Source organism: Mesorhizobium sp. M0152 (genome assembly GCF_040322415.1).
Taxonomy (GTDB): domain Bacteria; phylum Pseudomonadota; class Alphaproteobacteria; order Rhizobiales; family Rhizobiaceae; genus Mesorhizobium.
On record NZ_JAMYTH010000086.1, the window covers coordinates 1 to 7,193 of the forward strand.

Sequence of the window (7,193 nt, forward strand, 5' to 3'; positions counted from 1 at the left end):
TCGGCTTCACAGCTACTATGCCGGTGTCAGACTTCTCTGGATCGTGCATCAACGGCTACGGCTCCTCGCCTTCCCGTTGCGGACCGGTGCGGCTTGACGCCGCCCGGCCGGGCAGGAGATCTCCCAGGTTCCGACGCGTTCCTTTCATACGTGATGTGGCCCTAGACCCCGGCAGGGCGGCGGTGCCTCGCTTATCGGCTCCGCACATATTGCCTTCGACGGATGAGAACGTCTCGGCCCCTGCGATCTTATCACTATCGTGGCTCACTCCCACACCCCGCATAATTGTTGTGTACGCTTCGCCGTGGTCGTCACCTCCCACGCCGCAACACTCACTACCGGGCGGGCGCTACTCCTTACCCGGGCCGGACTCGCACCGGCTGGAACTCGCCAGCTTGGCCTGGCGCACCTCACCTTGATTGTCGCCGCGCACGTGCGGCGCGGCCATGCGGCCGTCGGCCGTGCGCGCCTGGAACCATCGGGCCAGCGCACTATCCTTCTGGAAGAGGAGAAAGCGCCAGGCCAGTTGGATCATGCCATGCCGCACGCGGGCACTGCCGGCGCGTGCCAGCCCCTTCTCGCGCCGGCGTTTGCCGCTCTCGTCGGGCCGAACCCGTGAGCCCCGGCATAGCGCGCCACCGCGCGGCGATCACGCAATCCGCGCGACAGGATCTCGTGGACCAGCATGTCCGCCGTCTCGACACCGACGCCGATGACCCGTGCGATGAGGAGCACCATCGCATGCGGGCCTTCTGGTGCAGCCGGAGCCGCGGCGAGCCTACGCAGGCGGTCGCCCTCGATGGTGCGGATCTGCGCACGCAGGAGGTCGAGCCGCTCAAGCAAGCGGTGCAACTCGGCGCGGGTGTTGTCCGGCAGCGGCGTTCCCTCCGCTATGCGGATGGCCATGAGCCTGCCGGCCGCATTGCGCAGGCTCAAGCGGAAGCTGCGAATGCCGAAGCGGGTGAGAATCGCCTTGATGCGGTTGATGAGCCGCGTCTGCTCACCGACCAAGCTCTGCCGCTCGCGGTTCGGCCGCCGCGCGTCCTCTTCTTCGAGCGTCGGAATCGCCGCCATACTGCAATGGCGCTTCTCGCCCCGCAGCCAGCCGAGAAAGGCGCGCATCAAAAGCTCCGTGTCGAGCTATCTGTCTTGACACGCCGGTGCTCACGCGACACCGCAACGCTGGCAGGGTGGATGGCATAGGCCTCGATGTCGCCCGCCCGCAGCCAGCGCGCCAGCCAAAAGCCGTCGCCGGCCGCCTCATAGGCGACGGCGATCCGCTTGATCGTACGCCCGGCCTGGCCGGCTTCGTCGCGCCAGCGCTGCATCAGCTTCAACAATGATGGCGCGTCGGCATCAATCTTCTTCAGCGGCTGGCGCTTGAAACCCGGAAGCGCGGCAATCAGCCACTTCGCCTTGCTCATTTCCGATGACGGCGACGATCGTGTTATCCTGTTCGAGAGCGGTAAGGGACCGGCTTGCGTCAAAAGACTGCGACATGGGGCGCCTCCTTCTGAAGAGTTGGTTCTAACAGCGCCGAAAGATGCCACACCCTCGCCGCTCGCCCCACAGCATCTACTCGGCGGGACACCATCCAGGCTTTCTTACCCGACGTCCCGTCGGACCTTCCAGAACCTCCTGTCTGCCTGCGTAACCCACTGCTCGAGACGTCCAATTGGACGTCCATTTTGTCGTCTGCTCCCCCACGCGGATCCTCCTCTTTCATCGCAGGATGCTCGCACATTCAACTCATGCGCCGAACGAGGGGGGACAGTGTGGCGCTTACATATGAAGGCTAGCCTTCGGACATCAGTGCACGAGCCGTGTTGAGGCCGACGTGCCGGTTCCAACAATGACGGCATGGCTCATGCAGGTCTCCCGAGATCTCGAAAGGAAACGTGCGGTCGACTTCCGCCGCCGGGGTTGCGGCCGTGATCGCAGATGTCTTGGAATTACCGGACGAAGGCCGATTTGCGTTCAACCATCCACTCAAAAGCCAATGCCAATCCCCCAACGTCGCAAGATGGTGCCACGATGTCTGCAATTTTTTGAACATGCGGTTTGGCATCGGAGACGGTGATTGCCAACCCTGCCCAGCAAAGCAGACCTAAATCATTATCGGAGTCACCTGCTGCAGTAACATCATTTGCACCGAGACCAAATTCGTTCGCGATAAATGCAGCTGCGACATCCTTTTGAACGCCATTTCCGACCAGCTCCACCAGATTGGCGCCCGATCGCGCTACCGTGAGTTCACCGGAAAACCTGCTCGATAGAAGCGAAACGGAGGCTTCGATTGTCTCGTCGGGGAAAGTGGCAAGCAGTTTGAAAGGGGCTTTTGGTGCGTCGTTTGGTTTACGGATGAGTTGCAGACAGTCGCCAGTGACATCAGTGCGCCGTCGTGCAACTGGTTCATCGGACTTAAGAACGAAACAAGTCTCCAGATCGAACCAAATAGGGCTGCCGCCCAGGTCGTGAACCAATGTCATTGCCTCAAGCGCTGTTTCGCGATCAAGGCGCGCTTCCTTCAGTGCAGTTCTTGATGAGAGCTTTCCGATCCATGCGCCGTTGAAGCAGCAAACCGTGTCCGATGCACCCACGTGGGCATGCACGCGTTCTAACCCCCCAGGTGATCGCGCCGATGCAAGAATGAGGGGGAGCTTTACCGAATGTAGCGACCGTGCTGCCGCCGAAACGGTTGGGAGCAACACGTGCCCATGTGTAAGCAGAGTTCGATCGACATCGCAAACAAAAAGCCGCGGCACCGCGGTTCTGCAACGCTCGCTTGCAAATCTGAGCCGGTTCATCTGCATCTCCATTCACGTAGAAGCGTTTGTAGCCCCGGCGGAGAACGATTGGCGCTTCGTACTCGTGTGTACCGGCCCGTGGAAAGGCTATGTCGCGCGTTCAAGCGGAAAGGCGACAAGGGGATGGGTCATCGGAACCGGAGAACCAGAGGCTCCGAGCCGCACGATGGTCTGGCGGCCCGGATTTTGGAGTCGTGGATCAGGCCGAAAGCGCCTCGACTGCAGCTTCGACCAACTTCATCTCATCAGCGTTCAGCGGTGGCACAGGCATGCGGCACCGGCCGGCCTTACGGCCGGTCATCTCGCTACCGGCCTTGGCGACCGGATTGAAGGGCAGCGTCCAGAGCAGACGGCTGATCGGCTGGAGGGTCTTCCAGACCTTTTCCGCCTGCTCGTAGTCCTTCGACTTCACCAGGTCCCAGAGCTTACGGATCTGCGCCGGTGCTACGTTGCCGGAGCCGGTAAATAGACCGGTGGCGCCGTTCACGAGCGCGAAAAAGTTGAGAAAGTCACAGCCGCAGAACACTTTGGCGCCTTGCCCTGCGAGCTTTTCGATGCGGCTGGGGTCGGCGGTATGGTCCTTAATGTAATCTACCCCGTCGATCTCCGAAAAGCGGGCAAAGACTTCCGGCGTGATGTCGAACTGGGTATAGGCCGGGATGTTATAAGCCATGATCGGGGTTTTGATCGCCTTGGCGATTTGTTCATAGTGCCAGCGCACCCCCTCTTCGCCCGGGCCTTCGAAGTAAGGCGGCAGAACCAGAACCGCATCAGCGCCTACTCCTTCGGCGTGCTTAGAGTTCTCCACAGCATCTTCGGTACGGATCGCCGAGGTCTGGACGATCACTTTGGCGCGACCATCAACGCGTCTGCAGGCCACTTCGGCCAACTGGCGCTTTTCCGATTCTGACAGGAACGGAAATTCACCCGTTCCGCCATTGACCGCGATGATGTGCACAGCGTTTTTGACCAACGAGTCGATGTTTGCCTCGAATGCTGCAATGTCGAGAGTTGCACCATTGCCCTTGAATGGAGTGCAAATGGGAACGCAGACGCCTTCCAGAGTGTTCATTCTAGTCTCCCATTGAGCGGCCCGTACAGGGCGGATGAAATCCTTTTCAACCCAAGGCACATGCGCCTCGGGGAACTCTGAGAACAACAGCGAAGCTGAATCCAGATAGCGCTCTGGCCGCTACGCGGATCGTGCGTGGCAAGATTCTTGGCTCGATGAAAGCCGTCCGTCTTATCTCGCGCATTGCGAGCCTGTTAAGAGGCCAAAGGCCGCCAATTATTGTCGACATATTGTCGTGCGAAGATTTTGTCAACGGATTTTTCGGCTCAACCCCTTGAAACGAGAGGTTCGCCTTGACCTTGCTCGCCTACTGAAACGTGCCGGTCACCGCGGCTTCCGAACTCCCCAGCTTCTTCGGTCAATATGCCTACGGTCGGTCAAGCGCGCTCAAGAGCGGACGCCACCTGATTGATGCAAAACGCGGTGAGAGCTGACCGCTGTCCGGGACTCTTTATGAAACCGATGTGGTAGTCCCGCTGCGTAACACCTACCAATTCTCGCTTCAAAACTTACCTCCGGTTTGTCGGTAGCATGTCGGGAAAAACAAAGCGCCGTAGGCGCGTATAGGAAGCAGATTTGTTTTGGGCAGCCCGAGGTGAAGGTCGGCTTGACTGTCGACATATTGTCGTTAGTATCAAATAGGTATCATGTAGGGAGAGAGTCGGGAGAGACCTAATGCTCCTCGGCATCGCGCTTGGTTATGTGGATTCGAAGAGAGAGGGGTATGTTGAATGGCTGTTTTCGAGAGGAATAGTGGCTCGGTATTGCCCACCGCCCCTCAAGATGTGAATGCGGCGCTTCCCACCGGCAGCAATGCTGGGGCATCTGTGAGCATGACAAGCGACGCCCAAGCCTGGCAGCCGGGGTCGCAAGCAGGTTTACGCCGGGTGCGTGACATCGAGAACATCTGGATTCCGATGTCCGATGGCACGAAGCTTGCGGCTCGCATGTGGCTGCCCGAGGATGCCGAGGAAAATCCGGTGCCAGTGCTCCTGGAATATATCCCCTACCGCAAGCGTGATGTTACGCGGTTTCGCGATGAGACCATACACCCCTATCTGGCATCCCACGGGTATGCCTGTGTGCGGCCCGACATTCGCGGATCGGGCGACTCCGAGGGATTGCCGCAGGACGAATATGTCAAACAGGAGCAGGACGACGGGGTGGAGATCATCGCTTGGCTCGCCAGCCAGACTTGGTGCACGGGCAAGGTTGGCATGTTCGGGAAATCCTGGGGCGGGTTTAGCGCGCTGCAAGTGGCTGCCCGCCGTCCACCTGAGCTCAAGGCGATCATCACGGTGTGCTCGACCGACGACCGTTATACCGACGACGCGCATCACACCGGGGGCTTAATCAACGAAAATATGTTCTTCGAGTGGGGAGGACAATGGCCCGCTCTTTGTGCACGCTCGCCCGATCCGGCAATCGTCGGGGACCGCTGGCGCGAGATGTGGATGCAGCGGCTCAAGAACATGGACTTCCCTTCGCTGAATTGGGTTATCCACCAGCACCGCGATGCATTCTGGAAGCACGGGTCGATCAGTGAAGACTATGCTAGTATCGATTGTGCGGTGTATGCCGTGGGTAGCTGGGCTGATCCCTATCGTTGCACGGTTAGCCGCATGCTCGCCAACCTGAAATGCCCGCGCAAGGGCCTCATCGGTCCCTGGGGACATCAGTATCCTAACGAGGTCGATCCGGGGCCGGCCATAGACTGGCTCACCGAATCGCTGCGCTGGTGGGATTACTGGCTCAAGGATATCGATACCGGCATCATGGACGAGCCGATGCACCGGGTCTGGATGCAGCGAGAGCCGACAATGCGCGGCATGCACCAGAGTCCTGGACGGTGGGTGGCCGAGGAAAGTTGGCCGTCGCCGCGCATCACGCCCCGCAAACTCTATCTCAACCAGGATGGACTAGGGAGTAATCCCGGCGCTGAAACCGCCCATGTTCTCAAGCCTTTGCAGACGGTCGGAATCACGGCGCCGCGCTGGAGTGCCAGAGATATCGACATCGAGGCGCCGAGCGATCAGCGAGTGGACGATGCTCGCTCGCTGACATTCGATACCGAGCCACTCGAGGAGGAGTTCGGAATTCTCGGCCAGCCGGTGGTCACTCTTGACCTGGCGGTCGACAAGCCGGTGGCCGCCCTGGCCATTCGGCTCAATGAGGTCGAGCCCGACGGTCTTTCGAAGCGGATCACTTATGGTGTGCTCAATCTCACCCACCGGAACAGCCATGAGTTTCCCAAGCCGCTTGAGCCCGGCAAGCGCTATCGCGTCCGCTTGCCTTTGCAGGATTGTGCCCATGTCTTCAAATCCGGCAGACGTATCAGAATTGCCCTGTCGACAACCTATTGGCCGTCGTTCTGGCCGTCGCCGGAGCCGGTGACGCTGACGCTTTATGCCGGACGGTCCGAGCTTGAGCTGCCCGTGCGACCGCCGCGCGCCGAGGATGGGGACCTGAACTCCTTCGGTCCGGCTTTCGTGCCGGAGCCTACGTCGGGACGAACAGTCTTGCAGCAAGCACCTGCGCCGACCAGAACCCATGAATGGGATATCGCAACCAATAAACTTACGACGCGTACCCTTTTTCATGGCGATGTGCTGGCCGGTTTGGCTGCCGGACGTTACAGGATCGACGGCACCGGCACCGAAGTTTCAAAGACAGCCAGCGAGGTGACGGAAATACTCGACCATGATCCGACCAGCGCCAAAGTCGAGACGCAATATGTCGAGGCGATGAAACGCGGTGACTGGGATGTTCGTGTGGAGAGCCGCATTCGTTTTAGCTTGACCAAGGACAACTTTTTGTTCGTGGGTCAGATTAAGGCTTTCGAGCACGATAAGGAAGTCTTCGCGAAGACGTGGGATCGTACCGTTCCTCGCCTGCTCGTATGAATCACGTTGTCGTTGCCAATGAAGCGGAGGTTTGAGACTTGGGCCCATCCTGTCACCGGTCGCCATTGCCCCGGTGATGGAGTGCCGGAAGCGGTGTTTAAGCGACGTTATTCGCGGCCGTGGAGGAAGATCGCTCGAGGCCTTTGGGGGCGCGCACACGGTACTTCCAGCGCTTGCGCCAAGGTAGACGAACGTTGGGCTGGTCAGCGCGTTCGAGGTAAGTATGGTGGCCGGCGGTGCGACTAAAGCAGGTCCCTTCTGAATGAACGGGAAGGATTGATCGGGATAGGGGAACGCCTCACGACGCGGCCCCTCATAACTGGCAAGCCCGATGAAGCCGCACTGCTTAGCCTCGCCACCTAAATGCCGGCCTCACAGTGGCCCTGGGGACTGTTAGCACTAACAACATGA

General features: G+C 59.7%; 3 protein-coding genes and 1 pseudogene. 1 reads left to right on the top strand and 3 read right to left on the bottom strand.

The window, feature by feature from the left end; all coding sequences use genetic code 11:
• Positions 1-448: 448 nt before the first annotated feature.
• From NKJ26_RS33735 to NKJ26_RS32830, 3 genes and pseudogenes are all read right to left on the bottom strand, one after another.
• Positions 449-1,500: pseudogene (locus NKJ26_RS33735) on the bottom strand (transposase); the annotation flags it as partial.
• A 452-nt stretch (positions 1,501-1,952) separates the two neighbouring features.
• The gene (locus tag NKJ26_RS32825) at positions 1,953-2,807 is read right to left on the bottom strand and encodes an HAD hydrolase family protein (protein ID WP_352699973.1); all 855 of its coding nucleotides are present in this window, start codon (positions 2,805-2,807) and stop codon (positions 1,953-1,955) included.
• A 199-nt stretch (positions 2,808-3,006) separates the two neighbouring features.
• Entirely contained in the window at positions 3,007-3,879 is an 873-nt protein-coding gene (locus tag NKJ26_RS32830) for a dihydrodipicolinate synthase family protein (protein WP_352699975.1), read from the bottom strand.
• A gap of 731 nt (positions 3,880-4,610) precedes the next feature.
• On the opposite strand from NKJ26_RS32830, the gene NKJ26_RS32835 reads away from it, so the two are divergent.
• The gene (locus NKJ26_RS32835) at positions 4,611-6,782 is read left to right on the top strand and encodes a CocE/NonD family hydrolase (RefSeq protein WP_352699977.1); all 2,172 of its coding nucleotides are present in this window, start codon (positions 4,611-4,613) and stop codon (positions 6,780-6,782) included.
• Positions 6,783-7,193: the final 411 nt, after the last annotated feature.

Excerpts from the sequence above, each read along its gene's own strand:
- NKJ26_RS32835 (WP_352699977.1), top strand. The coding sequence starts at position 4,611 with ATGGCTGTTTTCGAGAGGAATAGTGGCTCGGTATTGCCCACCGCCCCT.
- NKJ26_RS32825 (WP_352699973.1), bottom strand. The coding sequence starts at position 2,807 with ATGAACCGGCTCAGATTTGCAAGCGAGCGTTGCAGAACCGCGGTGCCG.
- NKJ26_RS32830 (WP_352699975.1), bottom strand. The coding sequence starts at position 3,879 with ATGAACACTCTGGAAGGCGTCTGCGTTCCCATTTGCACTCCATTCAAG.